Consider the following 14,920-nt stretch of genomic DNA (forward strand, 5'->3'; position numbering starts at 1 on the left):
GACCGAACGCCTCGCGCGCGGGGCCACGCGCGGGGGGCTCCGGCTGGGACTTCGTGGTCCCGGGCTACACGGGCGGGTTATCCTATTGGTCCGCCGTTGACGCAAGCGATCCGAGCTGTGATGCAGCGTCGGCGGCGGCACGACGCCCAATCTGTCACATCGGGTCCCCCGGCACGGCCCCGACCCCCTTCACGGCCCGGCTGCCGAGCTCCGTCGCCGCCCGCCGTCGGAGATGGAAGGGCGCCGGCGCGGTCGGGCCCGCGAGGAGCGCACGACAATGGCGAAGGTCGCATTCCTGGGTCTCGGCGTGATGGGCGGCCCGATGGCCGGACACCTCGCCAAGAAGGGTGGCCACGACGTCACCGTCTACAACCGCACCACCCCGAAGGCCGAGGCCTGGGTGAAGACCTACGGCGGCGCCCACGCGCCCACGCCCCGGCAGGCCGCCGAGGGCGCCGAGATCGTGTTCGCCTGCGTGGGCAACGACGACGACCTGCGCAGCGTCGTGCTGGGCGACGACGGGGCGCTCGCCGGCATGAAGCCCGGCGCGGTGTTCGTCGATCACACCACGGCCTCCGCCGAGGTCGCCCGGGAGCTCGCCGCGGCGGCCGAGGCCAAGGGGCTCGGCTTCATCGACGCGCCGGTCTCCGGCGGCCAGGCGGGCGCCGAGAACGGCGTGCTCACCGTGATGTGCGGCGGCGACGCGGCGACCTACGCCAAGGTCGAGGGCGCGATCGGGTCCTTCGCCCGCGCCTGCCGGCTGATGGGCCCGGCCGGCGCCGGCCAGCTCACCAAGATGGTCAACCAGATCTGCATCGCCGGCCTCGTCCAGGGCCTGTCGGAGGGCGTCCACTTCGCCAAGCGCGCCGGCCTCGACGTCGAGGCGGTGCTCGACGTGATCTCCAAGGGCGCCGCCGGCTCCTGGCAGATGGAGAACCGCGGCAAGACCATGAATGCGGGCAAGTTCGACTTCGGCTTCGCGGTCGACTGGATGCGCAAGGATCTCGGCATCCTGCTCGACGAGGCCCGCCGCAACGGCGCCAAGCTGCCGGTCTCGGCCCTCGTCGACCAGTTCTACGCCGAGGTGCAGGCCATGGGCGGCAACCGCTGGGACACGTCGAGCCTCGTGGCGCGGCTGGAGCGCTGAGGGCTCTCAGCCTTCGGAGCCCGAGGACCGCGGGCAAGACGGACGCGACAGGCCCTCTCTCCCGCGCGAGAGGGGGCCGCACCGGCCGCGGCGCCGGGCGCGCCGGGCTCGCCCGGCGGGTCGGGCGCTCACCTCAGAACAGCGCCTCGACCTCCGCCGCCTCCGGATCCACCCAGCGCCACGCCTCCCCCATCTGGTGGCGGAACCACGTGACCTGGCGCTTGGCGTAGGCCCGCGTGTCCGCCTGCCCCCGGACGATCGCCGCTTCGAGGCTCATCGCCCCGTCGAGGTGGGCGATCAGGCCCGGCACCCCGTGGGCGCGCATCACCGGCAGCATCGGGTCGAGATCGCGCGCGCGCAGGCGGGCGACCTCGTCCAGCGCCCCCTCGGCGATCATGGTCCGGAAGCGGGCGTCGATCCGGGCCCGCAGCACCGCGCGGTCGGGTGCCAGGAAGATTTTTTGGAGTTTCCATCCGGCGAGCGGACCCGGCACCGGGTCGCCGTAGAAGCTCGCGATCGGGCGGCCGGTCGCGAGAAAAATCTCCAGGGCGCGCATCACCCGCATCCGGTCGCTCGGCCGCAGGCGGGCGGCCCCCTCGGGATCGTGCCGGCCGAGCTCGGCGTGCAACGCCTCGGTCGGGCGGCCCTCGGCCGCGTCCCGCACCTGCTGCCGCACGACGTCGGGCACCGGCGGCAGCTCCGAGAAGCCCTGCTCCAGCGCCCGGAAGTACAGGCCGGTGCCGCCGACGAAGACCGGCAGGCGCCCGCCGAGCGTCGCCAGCAGCGCCGCCGCGTCCCGCGAGAAGTGCCCCGCGGAGTAGTTCACGGCGCCGTCGACGTGGCCGTAGAGCCGGTGGGGCACGCGCGCCTCCTCGTCCGGGTCGGGCCGCGCGGTCAGGCGGCGCAGGTCCGCGTAGACCTGCATGGAATCGGTGTTGATCACCACGCCGCCGTGACGCTCCGCCAGCCGGGCGGCCAGCGCCGACTTGCCCGACGCGGTGGGCCCTGCGATGAGGACCGCGGCCGGGCGCGCCCCGGCCTCCTCCCGGTCTGGCGGCAAGGCGAAACTCCACGATGCTGGTCGCGGTCCTGATAGCAAACCCGGATCGGCCGTCCATCACCGACGCGGTGCTGGCCGAGACGCGCGCCGTGCTGCGGACGGAGCACCAGCCCCGGATCCTGCACGGCGAGGTGGCGGCCGAGCTGCTGGTGCCGGGCGAGCCCGCGGCCGCGGCGTCCCTCACGGAGCGGCTGCGGGCGGCGCTGGCCGGCGAGCCGATCGACCTCGCGGTGCTGCCCGCCGACGCGCACAGGCGCAAGCGCCTGTTCCTGGCCGACATGGATTCCACCATGATCGAGCAGGAATGCATCGACGAGCTCGCCGGGACGCTCGGCCTCAAGGACCACGTGGCGGCGATCACCGAGCGGGCAATGCGGGGCGAGATCGCCTTCGAGCCGGCCCTGCGCGAGCGCGTCGCGCTCCTGAAGGACATCCCGGTCGGCGCGGTCGACGGGCTGATCGCCGAGCACCTGACTCTGACCCCGGGCGGCGGCACGCTGGTGCGGACGATGCGGGCGCACGGCGCCCATACCTGCCTGGTCTCCGGAGGCTTCACGCTGTTCACCGGCCCGATCGCCGCGATGATCGGCTTCGACGAGCACCGGTCCAACGTGCTGGGCGTGGCGGACGGGCGGCTCACCGGCCTGGTGGAGGACCCGATCGTCGGGAAGGCCGAGAAGCGCGCGACGCTGATCGCGCTGCGCGGGCAGCTGGGCCTCGGCGCCGCCGAGACCCTCGCGGTCGGCGACGGCGCCAACGACCTCGACATGCTGGGCGAGGCCGGCCTCGGGGTGGCGTTCCGGGCCAAGCCCGCGGTCGCGGCCGCGGCGCGGGTCCGGGTCGAGCACGGCGACCTCACCGCGCTCCTGTACCTGCAGGGCTACGCGGCGGCGGAGTTCGTGGGGTGAGGCTCAGTGGAGGGTGCGGGTCAGGGTGATGACCGCGCCGAGCACGGCGAGCGTCTGAAAGCCGATCGCGCCGACGAGCCAGCGCACCGTCTCGACCTTCGCGGAGGCGATCGCGCCCTTCACGGCCTCGATGTCGGCCTTGGTCTCAAGGCGCAGACTGTCGATGTCGGCTTTTGTGGATAGGCGGAGGGCTTCGATATCCGACTTGGTCGACTGACGAAGACTGTCAGAATCCGCCTTGGTCGAGATGCGAAGCCCCTCGATATCCGCCTGGGTCGTGAGTCGCAGTGCCTCGATGTCGCCGCGGGTCTGTATCTTGAGGGCTTCGATATCGCCGCGGACGATCTGCAGTTCGGCCTGCACGTCGCGAATGTCGGCTTTGGTTGCAAGATTCCCGTCGAAGACGTCCACCAGCGCGTCGGCCAGGCCCTCCGCCTGCTCGGGCGACAGCTTCGCCTTCTCCCGCAGGGCGCGGGCGAATTTCAGGGTGTCGAACGCTACGGCCGTCATGGGTCCGAACTCGCCCGAGCCGCACCGACTCGCGGCACCAGTGTGCCGTGCCGCGGCGCAGCGTCAATGTGGGACCCCTGAACGCGCGAGGGCCGCCGCTCCCCGCGGAGCGACGGCCCTCGGCAACGCGGATGAGGCCGCTCAGTCGAGGCCGACGGCCACGAAGCGCACGTCGCCGGTGGCGCCCGCCACCAGCAGCAGCACCGACTTGCGCCCATCCTTCTTGAGGGCGTCGATCCGCTTGGTCACCTCCGCGGGGGTGCTGACCGACTCCTGGCCGACCTCGACGATCACCTCGCCGGGCTGGATCCGCTTGTCGGCGGCGGTCGAGTTCGGGTCGACCCGGGTGACGACCACGCCCTTCACGGTGTCCTTGATGGAGTACTTCTTGCGCAGCTCGTCGGTCATGCCGGAGAGGTTGAGGCCCAGCGCCTGCCGCGTCGCGCTCTCGGGCTCCGGCTGGCGCAGGTTAGCGAGCTGCGGCTTGTCGCCGTCCTCCAGGCGGCCGAGGGTGACGGGCTTCGTCACCTCCTCGCCCTTGCGCATGACGACCACGTCGACCTTCTGGCCCACCGGCGTCGAGGCGACGATGCGCGGCAGGTCGCCCGAGGCCTTCACCGGCGCGCCGTTGAACTTCAGGATCACGTCGCCGACCTCGATCCCGGCGGTCTTGGCCGGTCCCTTCTCATCGACGCCGGCCACCAGGGCGCCCCGCGCGCCGCCCTTGAGGTTGAGCGCCTCGGCGGTGGTGTCGTCGACGTTCTGGATGCGCACGCCGAGCCAGCCGCGGCGGACCTCGCCGAAGTCGCGGAGCTGGTCGATCACGGGCTTGGCCGTGCCCGACGGGACCGCGAAGCCGATGCCCACCGAGCCGCCGGTCGGCGACAGGATCGCCGTGTTGATGCCGATCACCTCGCCGTCCATGTTGAACAGCGGGCCGCCGGAATTGCCCTTGTTGATGGCCGCGTCGGTCTGGATGTAATTGTCGTAGGGTCCGGACTCGATGTTCCGGCCCCGCGCCGAGACGATGCCGGCCGAGACCGAGCCGCCGAGCCCGAACGGGTTGCCGATGGCGATGACCCAGTCACCCGGCCGCATCTTGTCGGAATCGCCGAACGGCACGGCCTTCAGCGTGCGGTCGGCCGGGGGCTTCACCCGCAGGACGGCGAGGTCGATCTTCGAATCCTTGCCGACGATCTCGGCCTTCAGCTTCGTGCCGTCGTGCAGGATGACCTGGATGTCGTTGGCGTCGCCGATGACGTGGTTGTTCGTAACCACGAGGCCGGCGGAGTCGATGATGAAGCCGGAGCCGAGGGAGTTCGACTTGCGCTGCTGACGCGGCCCGTCGCTGTCGCCGCCGCCGCCGCCGCGGCCGCCGCGCCGGTTGAAGAACTCCTCGAACAGGTCCTCGAACGGGGTGCCCGGGGGCACCTGCGGCCCGGCACGGCCGGCGCGGGCCTCGACGGTGGTGGACGCGGAGATGTTCACCACCGCGTCGGTGACCTGCTCGGCGAGATCGGCGAGGGAGGCCGGCCCCTTGGCGAAGGCCGGCACCGGCAGGGCGGTCGCGGCCACGGAGACGGTGACCGAGGCGCCGATCAGGATCGAGGCCATCACCGCGCGGGCGCGGGAGCGGGGCCGCGCCGGGGCGCGGTCGAACGGCGCCTCGGGAGCGCTCGCGACGGGGTGCATGGTCGACCTCTTCAAGAACGCGTTTCCGGTCCCGCGGGCCTCGACCGATGGTCGATCGCCCGCGGGTTGTCCTGCACGGTAATCCCCGGGCGCCGGGGCGCCAACGGGCCCCCTCAGCGCGCCGTCCCCGCCGTGGAGCCGGTCGTCGAGCCCGTGGTGGCGCTCGGATCGGCCGGCCCGCGCGGCCCGCGGGCGGCCGGGGCGGGTGCCCGGCCCTGCGGATCGCTGAAGAAGCGGAAGAAGTCCGTGTTCGGGCTGATCACTAGGCGGGTATCGGATCCCTTCAGCCCGCTCTCGTAGGCCTGCATCGAGCGGTAGAAGCTGAAGAAATCCGCGTCCTTCCCGAACGCGTCCGCGAGGATGCGGTTCTTGTCCGCGTCACCCTGTCCACGCAGCTGCTCGGATTTCTGCGTCGCCTCGGCCAGGATGACCGTGACCTCGCGGTCGGCCTTGGCGCGGATCGTGGCGGCGATCTGGTCACCGTTGGCGCGGATGTCGGCGGCCTCGCGCTCGCGCTCGGTCTTCATCCGCCGGTAGACGGCGGCCGAGTTCTGCGCGGGCAGGTCGACGCGGGTCATGCGCAGGTCGACGATCTCGATGCCGAGCGCCTTGGCCTGCCGGTTCACGTCCTCCTGGATCTGGTGCATCAGCTGCCCGCGATCGGTCTTCACGATCGCGTCGCGGGTCGAGCGGGCGAGCACGTTGCGCAGGCCGGAATTGGTGAAGCTCGCGAGCCGCTGGTTGGCCAGCCCGATATTGCCCACCGCTTGGTAGAAGCGCAGCGGATCGACGATCCGGTAGCGGGCGAAGGCGTCCACCTCCAGGTTCTGCCGGTCGGCGGTGAGCACCGTCTGGACCGGCAGGTCGAGGTCGAGCACGCGCTTGTCGAAGACGACCACGTTCTCCATGAACGGGATCTTGAAGTACAGGCCGGGCTTGTCCTCGCCGGTGGCGTTGAGGACGGCCCGGACGCGGCCGAACTGCAGGACGAGCGCCTGCTGCATCTGGCCGACGGTGAAGATCGAGGCGTAGAGGCCGATCGCGACGATGGCCGCGACCACGATCAGGCCGGTGCGGAGAGCCTGTTTCATCGGGCAGCTCCCGTCTGGGTCTGGGCGCGGGCGCCGAACTCGGAGAGCGGCAGCACCGGCAGCACGCCGGCCGCGGTGGCACCGCCGGACTGCGTCCCGTTCTGGTCGATGATCACCTTGTTCACGGAGCCCAGGACCTTCTCCATCGTCTCCAGGAAGATCCGCTCGCGGCTGATCGCCGGGGCGGCCTTGTAGGAGGCGTAGACCTCGCTGAAGCGCGCGGCCTGGCCGGTGGCGTCGGCGGTCGCCTTCGTCCGGTAGGCCTCGGCCTGCTGGACGATCTGGGACGCCTTACCGCGGGCCTGAGGCACCTCGCGGCTGGCGTAGGTCTTGGCCTCGTTCTGCGCCGTGTCGGCGTCCTGCTGGGCCGCGTTCACGTCGATGAAGGCGGGGCGCACTTCCGGCGGCGGGTTGACCGAGACGAGCTGCACCACCTCGATGCGCACGCCGGCGCCGTACTCGTCGAGCGCCTTCTGGACCATCTCCTTCACCTCCTGGGCGATGCTCGACTGCTCGTTGGTGAGGATCGCCTGGATGTTGCGGCGGCCGATCACCTCGCGCATCGCGCTCTCGGAGATCGCCTTGATGGTGCCCTCCGGATTCTGGAGGTTGAACACGAAGTCGGAGGCCTTCAGCGGGTTGACCCGCCACTGCACCTCGAAGTCGAGATCGACGATGTTCTCGTCGCCGGTGAGCATCAGGCTCTCGTCCGGCACGTCGCGGTTGCGGCCCTGCCCGTTCGGGCCGGCGCGGAAGCCGATCTGGATCGAGTTCTGGGAGCCGACATCCGGCTTCACCACCCCGCCGATCGGATAGGGGAAGTTGTAGCGCAGGCCCTCGCCCTTGGTGCCGACGTAGCGGCCGAAGATGGTCTCGATGCCGACCTGACGGGGGTAGACGGTGTAGAAGCCGGTCGCGAGCCAGATGGCGACGGCCAGGACGGCGATCACCGCCGCGCTGCGGCCGCCGCCGACGCCGGTCGAGCCGCCGCCGTAACCGCCGCCCGAACCGCCACCGCCGCCCGGGATCAGACCGCGCAGGCGGTCCTGCCCGCGCCGGAGCAGGTCCTCGAGGTTCGGCGGCGTCTTGCCACCGCCGCCGCCGCTGCCGCCACCCCAGGGACCACCGCCGTTACCGCCGGGCCGGCCCCAGGGCCCCCCGCCGCCGCTCTGATTGCTCCAAGGCATCCTAGCCGTCGTCTCCTGCCTGTCCGCGCCCGGCCCACGTCCCGACCGGCGCCCCCTGCCTGAACGGCCACGCTCGCCCGCCTAGTCCCGACCATCCGGACCGATCGCACCGCGACCGCTCCCGGCTGGAGGCCTCGAGGGCCCGCACGCGCATCTTCCCGCAGGATGTGCAGGCCCGGCGTGAGCGCGCGCACCCGACAGGCACCTGCGGGCGCACGCCCCGTGCTGTCAAGGCTGGCAGGTGGGCATGCGCGGCGCGGAACGCAAATGCGGCGGCGCGCCTCAGCGTGCGCGCTCCCAGTCGACGAAGGCGAAGGCGTGCTCGTCCCGCGGGCCCGCCGGGTGCGCCTCGCGGAACGTCTCCCGGAAGCGGGCGCGGTCGAAGGCGGGGAATCGCACGTCGCCGGCGGGCTCGGCCTCGACCTCGGTGAGGTGGAGCCGGTCGGCGTGCGGGAGCGCGAGCGCGTAGATCTCGGCGCCGCCGACCACCATCAGCTCCGCCCCGGCGGCGGCCAGCGCGGAGTCCCAGTCGTGGACGGTCTCGACCCCCTCGGCGCGGAAGCCCGTGTCCCGGGTCAGCACCAGGGTGCGGCGCCCCGGCAGGGGCCGGCCGATCGAATCCCAGGTGCGCCGGCCCATCAGCATCGGCTTGCCCATGGTCAGGGCCTTGAAGCGCTTGAGATCGCTGGAGAGATGCCAGGCGAGCCCGTTGTCGCGGCCGATCACGCCGTTGCGGGCGACGGCGGCGACCAGGGAAACGATCGGGCTCATACCGCCACCGGGGCCGCGATGGCGGGATGCGGGTCGTAGTTCTCGATGGCGATGTCCTCGAACCGGAAGGCGAAGAGGTCGCGCACCTCCGGGTTGAGCCGCAGGTGCGGCAGCGGGCGCGGCTCCCGGGCCAGGAGGGTGCGGGTCTGCTCCAAGTGGTTCCTGTAGAGGTGCGCGTCGCCGAAGGTGTGGACGAAGTCGCCGACCCCGAGGCCGGCCACCTGAGCGATCATGTGGGTCAGGAGCGCGTAGCTCGCGATGTTGAACGGCACGCCCAGGAAGGCGTCCGCCGAGCGCTGGTAGAGCTGGCAGGAGAGCCGCCCCTCGCTGACGTAGAACTGGAACAGGCAGTGGCAGGGCGCGAGGGCCATCCGGTCGAGGTCGGCCGGGTTCCAGGCCGACACGATCAGGCGGCGGGAATCGGGGTTGCGCCGGATCTCGTCGAGCACCCAGGCGATCTGGTCGACCGTGCCGCCGCCGGGCTTCTCCCAGGAGCGCCACTGCTTGCCGTAGACCGGGCCGAGATCGCCGCGCTCGTCCGCCCACTCGTCCCAGATCGTCACGCCGTTCGCCTTCAGCGCCGCCACGTTGGTGTCGCCCGCCAGGAACCAGAGCAGCTCGTGGATGATCGAGCGCAGGTGCAGCCGCTTCGTGGTGACCAGCGGGAAGCCCGCCGACAGGTCGAAGCGCATCTGGTGGCCGAACACCGAGAGCGTGCCGGTGCCGGTGCGGTCGTCCTTGGCGACGCCCGCGTCGAGGATGCGCCGGAGCAGGTCGTGATAAGCGTCCATCGCCCATTCCTGCGCGCCGGCGCGCCGGCCGGCAAGCGCGCCGCCGCCATATGTCCACCGCCGTCGCGCGGGAGCCGCTCCGGCGCAGGCCTGCGCGCGGCGCCCCTGTCGGCCAGGCCGGCCTCGGACAGGCCCCAGACCGGCCCTCAGACCGGCCAGAGCAGGTAGGTCACCAGGGCGAGGTTCGACCAGCCGTGCAGGGCGATGCCGGGCCAGAGCCGGCCGGTGCGCCAGCGCAGCCAGCCCAGCGCCAGGGCGAGGGGCAGCAGCGAGACCGGCCGGGCGAGCCCCCAGGACGAGATGTGAGCGGCGGCGAAGATGAGCGCGGTGACCAGGATCGCCCCCGCGGGTCCGACGGCCGCCCGGGCGCGGGCGAAGGCCTCGCCGCGCAGCAGCAGCTCCTCGGCCACCGGCGCCAGGATCGCCAGATAGGCGAGCCAGGCCGCGACCGCCGCCTGGCTCATGAACGGCGACAGCCGCACGTGCTGGCCGAAGCTCGCGCCGAACAGCTCCGCCGTGCCGGTGACCCAGGCGATGTGCAGCACCGGCCACACGAGGAGGAGGCCCAGCAGCGCGACCGGCCGCATGCCGTTCGGCCGCTCGCGGTCGAGGGCGAGGCGGCGGCGCCAACCGGTCCGGTCGTGCCACCACGCGCCGCCGAGCACCAGGGCGGCGAGGTAGACTTGGCGCAGGGCGTCGATCGCGAAGGCCCGGTGGGCGAGTTCCACCGCGCCCAGGAACGGGCGCCGCTCGGGGGGCAGGAACGGGTCGATCCCGCTCCAGAGGTCGAAGCCGACGCGCACCGAGGCGAGGGACAGGAGGCTCGCCGCGCCGAGATAGACGACCACGAGGGCGACCAGGGCGCCGAGCCGCCACGTCGCGCCCCAGGCGCGCTCGAGCGGGCCCCGCGCGTCGGGGACGGCGGCGCGCGACTGCGCACTTCCGGCAACAGCCTCCCCCGGAGGCTCCAAATGAGGCGGCGGCGCGACACGATCGGGCTTCAAAACCGGACCGATCCCCTCTATATCTCGGGAGCCGGTCGCGAGGCCGGCTATGGCGATAAACGTTCTTCGCAATAAACCTATCGGACCCGGGGGCGGTACCCGGCGCCTCCACCCGAGCCCAGGACATGCTGCCGCAAGGGGCGTGATCGGAACCGGGGCTTCGGCGGGGGCGAAATAGGATCGACGAGGGCGTAAAGGTTGAGCTTTCGCTCGGCATGGTTCCGCCGTTATCGGGCCTTTGCAATAGTTGCCAACGACAACTTTGCTCCGGTGGCGGTGGCCGCGTAAGCGGCCCCCAATATCGACCTGAAGTCCTAGCGGGTAGCTCCGCATAGGCGGGGTTCGGAGGCGCCTGGCAACAGAAGCCTCCACTTCAGTCCTCGGTCCGGCCATCCGCGGCGGGGCGCCGGGCAGACCGGGCGAGAGCGCGACCGCAGATGGCAGACGACCTGATCCGCTACGACCTCCTGGTACAGGACGCCCTGCGCGGCGTGGTGCGCAAGGTCCTGACCGACGCGGCCCGCGAGGGGCTGATGGGCGAGCACCATTTCTACGTCTCGTTCCGGACGGAGGCCCCCGGCGTGCGGATGTCGCAGGCCCTGCGCGAGAAGTACCCGCAGGACATGACGATCGTCCTGCAGCACCAGTTCTGGGACCTCAACGTCACCGAGCACGCCTTCGAGGTCGGGCTGTCCTTCTCGGGCGTGCCGGAGCGCCTGCTGGTGCCGTTCGACGCCCTGTCGGGCTTCTTCGACCCCTCCGTGCAGTTCGGCCTGAAGTTCGACCTCAGCGAGGCCGGCGAGACCCCCGAGGAGGCGAACGCCGCCCCGGCCAAGCCCGGTCCCCGCGGCGCCGGCTCGGAACCCGGCGAGGTGCGGCCCAAGAGCGCCGGTCTCGCGACGATCGGCGCGGGCGCGCCGAAGGGGCTGCCCGCGCCCGCTGCCCCGGGCGAGAAGGACGCCGGCAAGACCGACGACAAGGCCCCCCGCCCCGCCGCCAAGAAGGAGGGCGAGGAGGGCAGCGCCGAGGTCGTGAGCCTGGACGCCTTCCGCAAGAAGAGCTGAGATCGCCCCTGGCCGACTCGACGGCCGGGGGGTTCAAGCGGTGGACGACACGGTCGCGCAGCCGATGCTGTCGGCGAGTGAGCGGAAGCATCGCGCCAAGCGCTTCAACGAGGGTCTCAAGCTAGCCGCGACCCTGCTGAACTCGTCGGCCATCGCGACGATCGGCATCGCGGTCATCAATCCCCTCGCGCAGCGGCATCTCGATCTGGTCGCCGATGGCGGCTGGACTTTGCTGATCGCGGCGATCGTCCTACATCTCATGGGTCAGCTCATGATCAGATTCCTGCGTCCGGAGGATTGATCGCATGACCCAAGCTTATGCCAACCAGATCCTCGCGCTGGCCCTCGCCATGTCGGCGACGATCTTCGTCGGTGTCTGGATCGCGAGCCGGATCTACGACCGCAACACGCGCAGGCTCAAGGCGCGGCGGGGCGACTAGTCCCGCGCCGCCGCCTCCATGCGCAAGCCGTGCTCCGGCCGGAGCGTCACCCGGTGGAGCGGCGTGACCGCGGGGTGATCCGCCGGCAGCCGGAAGCGCACCGCCCGGACCACGTGGGCCAGCACGATCACCGCCTCCTGGATCGAGAAGCTCTGGCCGATGCAGACCCGCGGCCCCGCCCCGAACGGCAGGTAGGCGAAGCGCGGGATCGCGTCCCGGTTCTCGGGCAGGAACCGCTCCGGCACGAAGGCCTCCGGGTCGTCCCAGAGCAGCTGGTGGCGGTGGAGCACCCAGGGCGCCACCATCACCAGCGAGCCCCGCGGCACCTTGATCCGGCCGAGCCGGTCGTCGCGGACCGCCTGCCGGCTGAGGAACGGGACCGGCGGGAACAGCCGCATCGCCTCCTCGATCACCGCCCGGGTGAAGGGCAGGCGCTCGACGGCGAAATCCCCCGGCCCGGCCGCGTCGACCTCGGCCTCGACCCGCGCCTGCGCGGCGGGATCCTGCGACAGGCAGTAGAGCGCCCAGGTCAGGGAGTTGGCCGTGGTCTCGTGGCCGGCGGCGATGAAGGTGACGATGTTGGCCTTCACGGCGAGGTCCGAGAGCCCGTTGCCGGTCTCGGGATCCTGCGCGGCGAGCAGCAGCGTCAGCAGGTCCCGCGGCGCCTCGCCCCCCGTCATCAGCGCCTTGCGCCGGGCGATCAGTTCGTCGACCACCTCGGCGAAGAAGCGCCCCGCCGGGCGCGCCCGCAACCGGCCGATCCGCGGCACGAAATCGGGCACGCCGAACACGTCGAGGGGGTCGATCGGCCCGACGGCCTCGAGGAAGCGCGTGATCGCGCGGCCCAGCGCGTCGGGATCGCTCGGCAGCCCTTGCGTGAAGATCGTCCGCTCCAGCACGTCGAGGGTGACGCGGGTCATCTCCAGGGCGACATCGACCCGCTTGCCGTCGCGGCGGACGAGGCGGCGGCCGAGCCGCGCCCCGGCGGCGTTCATCGCGTCGGAGAAGCCCTGGACCGTGCGGGCGTTGAAGATCGGCGCCAGCGTCCGGCGCTGGAGCCGCCACTCGTCGCCCTCGGCGCTGAGCAGGCCGTTGCCGAGCCCCGGGGCCAGCACGCGGCGCTGGAGGTCGTCCTTGCGGTAACCGTCGGGGTTCTCGATGAGCAGGTAGCGGATCAGCGCCGGGTCGCTCACCAGGGTGATCCGGCCCATCGCGCCCTCGGCCGCCACGACCGGCAGCTTGAAATGCGCGTCCATCCAGGTGGTGATCGGGTTCTTGCGCGCCGCCCGCAGGAACTCGAACAGGCCGAGCGGCTCCTTCAGCGGCGGCGGCACGACGGGGCGGAACCGGGTGCCGGCCATCGGTTCGGAGAGATCGATCGTGGCGCTCATCGGCTCCTTGTCCGGCGGGAACAGAGCCCCGCCCTTGTCGGCGCGCCGGGGAAAACCGGCATCGCGATTCACCCGCGCCTCATTTAAGTAGGCACCGCACTGCACCAGACGTAGAGGCCACGATGTCGCCCACCGAGACCGCCACCCGCACCGAGTCCGACACCTTCGGTCCGATCGAGGTCCCGGCCCACCGCTACTGGGGCGCACAGACGCAGCGCTCGATCCAGAACTTCAAGATCGGCACCGACCGGATGCCGGCGCCGCTCGTCCACGCCCTCGGCGTCGTGAAGCAGGCCGCCGCCCTGGTGAACAAGGATCTCGGCGCCCTCGACCCGAAGCTCGCCGACGCCATCGCGGCCTCGGCCGCCGAGGTGGTCGAGGGCCGCTACGACGACGAGTTCCCGCTCGTCATCTACCAGACCGGCTCGGGCACGCAGTCGAACATGAACGCCAACGAGGTGATCGCCAGCCTCGCCAACGAGCGCCTGGGCGGCCAGCGCGGCGGCAAGTCGCCGGTCCACCCGAACGACCACTGCAACCGCGGCCAGTCGTCCAACGACACCTTCCCCACCGCCATGCACATCGCGGTGGCCCGCGAGATCCAGGGCCGCCTGCTGCCGGCGCTCTCCCACCTCCACGCCGCCCTCGACGCCAAGGCCAAGGCCTTCGACGCGATCGTCAAGATCGGGCGCACCCACCTGCAGGACGCGACGCCGGTCTCCCTCGGCCAGGAATTCTCCGGCTACGTCGCGCAGGTCGCCCTCGGCGGCTCGCGGGTCGCCGCGACCCTGCCGGGGGTGCTGGCGCTCGCCCAGGGCGGCACGGCGGTCGGCACCGGCCTCAACGCCCATCCGGAATTCGCCGAGCGCTTCGCCGCCAAGGTCGCCGAGCTGACCGGCCTGCCCTTCACGTCGGCCGAGAACAAGTTCGAGGCGCTCGCGACCCACGACGCCCTGGTGTTCACGCAGGGCGCCCTCTCGGCGCTCGCCGCCGGCCTGTTCAAGATCGCCCAGGACATCCGCTTCCTCGGCTCGGGCCCGCGCTCCGGCCTCGGCGAGCTGTCGCTCCCCGAGAACGAGCCCGGCTCGTCGATCATGCCCGGCAAGGTCAACCCGACCCAGTGCGAGGCCCTGACGATGGTCTGCGCCCAGGTGATCGGCAACGGCACCACGGTGAGCTTCGCCGGCTCCCAGGGCAATTTCGAGCTCAACGTGTTCAAGCCGGTGATCGCCAACGCTGTGCTGCAGTCGATCCGCCTGCTCGCCGACGCGGCGGTGAGCTTCACCGACAACTGCGTCGTCGGCATCAAGGCCAACGAGGACAAGATCGCCGACCTGATGAGCCGGTCGCTCATGCTGGTCACCGCGCTCGCCCCCTCGATCGGCTACGACAAGGCCGCCGAGATCGCCAAGACCGCGCACAAGAACGGCACGACCCTCAAGGAGGAGGCCCTGCGCCTCGGCTACGTGACCGAGGCGGAGTTCGAGCGCGTGGTCCGGCCGGAGACCATGCTGGCCCCCAGCGCCGATTAGTTTCTTGGGTATTTGGCCGGCGCGGGTGTCCTGCGCCGGCCGCCATTGCCGGGAGGCGATCCATGGCCGAGATCATCAACCTGCGTCAGGTCCGCAAGGCGAAGGCCCGCGCCGAGGCCGACACGAAGGCCGAGGCCAACCGGATCGCCTTCGGGCGGCCGAAGAAGGCCAGGACCCTCCAGCAGCGCCGCAAGGCCCTGGAGACCGAGCGGCACGAGGGCCACCGCCTGGAGCGGGGCGAGCCCGATCCGGCGGACTGAGAGCAGATCCGGATGCAGCAGCCCCACCGTCCTCGCGAGCGGAGCGAAGCGATCCAGTCGCGCCACGCCGAC

Annotated in this window: 16 protein-coding genes and 1 other RNA gene; 8 read left to right on the plus strand and 9 right to left on the minus strand. The window is 71.7% G+C overall.

Annotation, left to right across the window (positions count from 1 at the left end; all coding sequences use genetic code 11):
* Positions 1-277: 277 nt before the first annotated feature.
* The gene (locus tag H288_RS0103900; protein WP_020091284.1) at positions 278-1,147 is read left to right on the plus strand and encodes an NAD(P)-dependent oxidoreductase; all 870 of its coding nucleotides are present in this window, start codon (positions 278-280) and stop codon (positions 1,145-1,147) included.
* A gap of 133 nt (positions 1,148-1,280) precedes the next feature.
* Here the strand turns inward: H288_RS0103900 and miaA are convergent, their stop codons facing one another.
* A complete protein-coding gene (gene miaA / locus H288_RS0103905; RefSeq protein WP_020091285.1) occupies positions 1,281-2,207 on the minus strand; it encodes a tRNA (adenosine(37)-N6)-dimethylallyltransferase MiaA in 927 nt (308 codons plus the stop codon).
* A 14-nt stretch (positions 2,208-2,221) separates the two neighbouring features.
* On the opposite strand from miaA, the gene serB reads away from it, so the two are divergent.
* Positions 2,222-3,115 carry a phosphoserine phosphatase SerB gene (gene serB, locus H288_RS0103910; protein WP_020091286.1) on the plus strand — a complete coding sequence of 298 codons (894 nt, stop codon included), beginning with the start codon at positions 2,222-2,224 and terminating at the stop codon, positions 3,113-3,115.
* A gap of 3 nt (positions 3,116-3,118) precedes the next feature.
* On the opposite strand, the gene H288_RS0103915 is transcribed toward serB, so the two are convergent.
* The 7 genes from H288_RS0103915 to H288_RS0103945 all read right to left on the minus strand — a co-directional run bounded on the left by H288_RS0103915 (position 3,119) and on the right by H288_RS0103945 (position 10,161).
* Positions 3,119-3,625, minus strand: coding sequence for a coiled-coil domain-containing protein (locus H288_RS0103915; RefSeq protein ID WP_020091287.1), 507 nt, complete (start codon positions 3,623-3,625; stop codon positions 3,119-3,121).
* Between the two features lie 141 nt (positions 3,626-3,766).
* Entirely contained in the window at positions 3,767-5,317 is a 1,551-nt protein-coding gene (locus H288_RS0103920) for a DegQ family serine endoprotease (RefSeq protein ID WP_020091288.1), read from the minus strand.
* A 113-nt stretch (positions 5,318-5,430) separates the two neighbouring features.
* Complete coding sequence (locus tag H288_RS0103925) at positions 5,431-6,408, minus strand: protease modulator HflC (protein WP_020091289.1); 978 nt, start codon at positions 6,406-6,408, stop codon at positions 5,431-5,433.
* Positions 6,405-7,595 carry an FtsH protease activity modulator HflK gene (hflK, locus tag H288_RS0103930; RefSeq protein WP_020091290.1) on the minus strand — a complete coding sequence of 397 codons (1,191 nt, stop codon included), beginning with the start codon at positions 7,593-7,595 and terminating at the stop codon, positions 6,405-6,407. Before hflK ends, H288_RS0103925 begins: the two co-directional genes overlap by 4 nt.
* Before the next feature lie 282 nt (positions 7,596-7,877).
* Positions 7,878-8,366, minus strand: a complete 489-nt coding sequence (locus H288_RS0103935; RefSeq protein ID WP_020091291.1) for a dihydrofolate reductase — start codon at positions 8,364-8,366, stop codon at positions 7,878-7,880.
* Entirely contained in the window at positions 8,363-9,157 is a 795-nt protein-coding gene (locus tag H288_RS0103940; RefSeq protein ID WP_020091292.1) for a thymidylate synthase, read from the minus strand. Before H288_RS0103940 ends, H288_RS0103935 begins: the two co-directional genes overlap by 4 nt.
* A 146-nt stretch (positions 9,158-9,303) precedes the next feature.
* Entirely contained in the window at positions 9,304-10,161 is an 858-nt protein-coding gene (locus tag H288_RS0103945) for a type II CAAX endopeptidase family protein (RefSeq protein ID WP_043711994.1), read from the minus strand.
* Here H288_RS0103945 and ssrA point away from each other — a divergent pair.
* The 4 genes from ssrA to H288_RS36215 all read left to right on the plus strand — a co-directional run bounded on the left by ssrA (position 10,153) and on the right by H288_RS36215 (position 11,665).
* Positions 10,153-10,534: a transfer-messenger RNA gene (gene ssrA, locus H288_RS33775) on the plus strand. The genes H288_RS0103945 and ssrA overlap by 9 nt on opposite strands.
* Before the next feature lie 64 nt (positions 10,535-10,598).
* The gene (locus H288_RS0103950) at positions 10,599-11,225 is read left to right on the plus strand and encodes an SspB family protein (protein WP_020091294.1); all 627 of its coding nucleotides are present in this window, start codon (positions 10,599-10,601) and stop codon (positions 11,223-11,225) included.
* A gap of 40 nt (positions 11,226-11,265) precedes the next feature.
* The gene (locus H288_RS0103955; protein ID WP_020091295.1) at positions 11,266-11,526 is read left to right on the plus strand and encodes a hypothetical protein; all 261 of its coding nucleotides are present in this window, start codon (positions 11,266-11,268) and stop codon (positions 11,524-11,526) included.
* Positions 11,527-11,530: 4 nt separating this feature from the next.
* Positions 11,531-11,665, plus strand: a complete 135-nt coding sequence (locus tag H288_RS36215) for a hypothetical protein (RefSeq protein WP_020091296.1) — start codon at positions 11,531-11,533, stop codon at positions 11,663-11,665.
* Here H288_RS36215 and H288_RS0103965 read toward each other — a convergent pair.
* Positions 11,662-13,056 (minus strand): cytochrome P450, encoded by a 1,395-nt coding sequence (locus tag H288_RS0103965; protein ID WP_026604646.1) that lies wholly within the window; start codon positions 13,054-13,056, stop codon positions 11,662-11,664. The two genes, H288_RS36215 and H288_RS0103965, sit on opposite strands and share 4 nt — an antisense overlap.
* A gap of 122 nt (positions 13,057-13,178) precedes the next feature.
* Between H288_RS0103965 and fumC the strand changes: the two genes are divergently transcribed.
* Both fumC and H288_RS0103975 read left to right on the plus strand, forming a co-directional pair.
* Positions 13,179-14,588, plus strand: a complete 1,410-nt coding sequence (gene fumC, locus H288_RS0103970) for a class II fumarate hydratase (protein ID WP_020091298.1) — start codon at positions 13,179-13,181, stop codon at positions 14,586-14,588.
* 62 nt (positions 14,589-14,650) lie between these two features.
* Positions 14,651-14,848 (plus strand): DUF4169 family protein, encoded by a 198-nt coding sequence (locus H288_RS0103975; RefSeq protein ID WP_020091299.1) that lies wholly within the window; start codon positions 14,651-14,653, stop codon positions 14,846-14,848.
* The last annotated feature ends 72 nt before the right edge of the window (positions 14,849-14,920 follow it).

This window comes from Methylobacterium sp. 285MFTsu5.1, assembly GCF_000383455.1.
GTDB lineage: Bacteria > Pseudomonadota > Alphaproteobacteria > Rhizobiales > Beijerinckiaceae > Methylobacterium.

What these genes read in the sequence shown, in the direction of transcription:
- H288_RS0103900 (WP_020091284.1), top strand. Translation starts at nt 278, where the DNA reads ATGGCGAAGGTCGCATTCCTGGGTCTCGGCGTGATGGGCGGCCCGATG.
- serB (WP_020091286.1), top strand. Translation starts at nt 2,222, where the DNA reads ATGCTGGTCGCGGTCCTGATAGCAAACCCGGATCGGCCGTCCATCACC.
- H288_RS0103915 (WP_020091287.1), bottom strand. Translation starts at nt 3,625, where the DNA reads ATGACGGCCGTAGCGTTCGACACCCTGAAATTCGCCCGCGCCCTGCGG.
- H288_RS0103920 (WP_020091288.1), bottom strand. Translation starts at nt 5,317, where the DNA reads ATGCACCCCGTCGCGAGCGCTCCCGAGGCGCCGTTCGACCGCGCCCCG.
- H288_RS0103925 (WP_020091289.1), bottom strand. Translation starts at nt 6,408, where the DNA reads ATGAAACAGGCTCTCCGCACCGGCCTGATCGTGGTCGCGGCCATCGTC.
- hflK (WP_020091290.1), bottom strand. Translation starts at nt 7,595, where the DNA reads ATGCCTTGGAGCAATCAGAGCGGCGGCGGGGGGCCCTGGGGCCGGCCC.
- H288_RS0103935 (WP_020091291.1), bottom strand. Translation starts at nt 8,366, where the DNA reads ATGAGCCCGATCGTTTCCCTGGTCGCCGCCGTCGCCCGCAACGGCGTG.
- H288_RS0103940 (WP_020091292.1), bottom strand. Translation starts at nt 9,157, where the DNA reads ATGGACGCTTATCACGACCTGCTCCGGCGCATCCTCGACGCGGGCGTC.
- H288_RS0103950 (WP_020091294.1), top strand. Translation starts at nt 10,599, where the DNA reads ATGGCAGACGACCTGATCCGCTACGACCTCCTGGTACAGGACGCCCTG.
- H288_RS36215 (WP_020091296.1), top strand. Translation starts at nt 11,531, where the DNA reads ATGACCCAAGCTTATGCCAACCAGATCCTCGCGCTGGCCCTCGCCATG.
- H288_RS0103965 (WP_026604646.1), bottom strand. Translation starts at nt 13,056, where the DNA reads ATGAGCGCCACGATCGATCTCTCCGAACCGATGGCCGGCACCCGGTTC.
- fumC (WP_020091298.1), top strand. Translation starts at nt 13,179, where the DNA reads ATGTCGCCCACCGAGACCGCCACCCGCACCGAGTCCGACACCTTCGGT.
- H288_RS0103975 (WP_020091299.1), top strand. Translation starts at nt 14,651, where the DNA reads ATGGCCGAGATCATCAACCTGCGTCAGGTCCGCAAGGCGAAGGCCCGC.